This window comes from Paraburkholderia rhynchosiae (assembly GCF_002879865.1).
Taxonomy (GTDB): domain Bacteria; phylum Pseudomonadota; class Gammaproteobacteria; order Burkholderiales; family Burkholderiaceae; genus Paraburkholderia; species Paraburkholderia rhynchosiae.
Map to the genome: position 1 here is coordinate 1 of NZ_PNXY01000118.1, position 675 is coordinate 675.

General features: G+C 57.5%; 1 protein-coding gene and 1 pseudogene. Both read right to left on the bottom strand.

Going from position 1 to position 675, the window contains the following annotated elements; genetic code table 11:
* Window positions 1–349, bottom strand: a 349-nt coding sequence (locus tag C0Z16_RS37050) for an ABC transporter permease subunit (protein WP_146014429.1), incomplete at its 3' end; no start/stop codon positions are given.
* Window positions 350–385: 36 nt separating this feature from the next.
* A pseudogene (locus C0Z16_RS37055) lies at window positions 386–675 on the bottom strand (amino acid ABC transporter substrate-binding protein); the annotation flags it as partial.

Sequence of the window (675 nt, forward strand, 5' to 3'; positions counted from 1 at the left end):
GGCAAAGCAGCGCGGGAAAAAACTGGCCCCACGGCTGCTGCATCTGTTTGATCGCGGTGCCGAGCGACCTGGGGAGCAATTCCGGCAGCACGAAATACCAGAGGAACATTTGCACCAGCAGCGGCACATTGCGGAACAACTCGACGTACGTTGCAGCAATGGTTCGCGCGATCTTCGAATCGACCGTACGCATCACGCCAATGATCGAGCCGAGCAGCAGCGCGATGGCATAGGCGCTCACCGCCAGTGCGATGGTCCAGCATGCTCCAGTCTGCATCGTCTGCAGGTAGGTATGGACACCGTCGGGCGAGAGGTCGTTGAAACTGGCCCAGTTCCACTGATAGTTCATGACTGCGCGGACTCGAAGTAGGGTTGCTTAAGTGGCTTATTGATAGGCCGCGGGATCGCCGGAATCGGAGGGATGTTCGAAGGCACGTTTAAGTTCGGTGCTCATCGGATACTTCAGATTGATGCCATTCGGCGGCACGGGCGCGTTAAACCATTTGTCGTACATCGCGTAAATCTGTTTTGACTTCATGAGCTCGAGCACGGCGCCGTCCACGGCCTGCTTGAAACGGGGATCGTCCTTGGGCTCGACGATGCCGTACGGTGCGAGCAGCATTGCCTTCGTGCCAATCACATAGTCCTGTGGCTGGTCTGAAGTTGCGACCAGAC